This window comes from Polaromonas sp. P1_G2, assembly GCF_056405515.1.
On record NZ_JBFUBY010001813.1, the window covers coordinates 1 to 353 of the forward strand.

1 protein-coding gene is annotated in these 353 nt (G+C 62.9%); it reads right to left on the reverse strand.

What is annotated here, in order from left to right:
• Positions 1–342: type II secretion system F family protein (locus AC1D0P_RS32710; RefSeq protein WP_477680519.1), on the reverse strand; the 342-nt coding region annotated here is incomplete at its 3' end.
• Positions 343–353: the final 11 nt, after the last annotated feature.

The window sequence follows — 353 nt, forward strand, 5'->3', positions numbered from 1 at the left end:
CATCACCGAGATGACCAGGCTGCCGATCACCAGGCCCATCGTGATGGTAATGGCCGGGGTGAGCACTTTCAGCAGCCGGTCGAGTTGGCGCGTCGTATCCCGCTCGATCAGATAGGCGGCGCGCTCGGCCATTTCCGGCAGCCGGTTGGCTTCCTCGCCGACACTCAGCAGCGCCAGGCTGGATTCATCGACAAGGCCGGAGGCTTTGAGGCTTGCGACAAAAGCAGCACCCTGAACGACCTTTTTCCGGACCTCCTGCAGCTTCGGATGATAGCTCTTGACCGGGCAAGCGGTGATGCTGAGCCCGAGCGCCTGGTTGATGGGCACGCCGTTTCCGGTCAACAGCGCCAGCG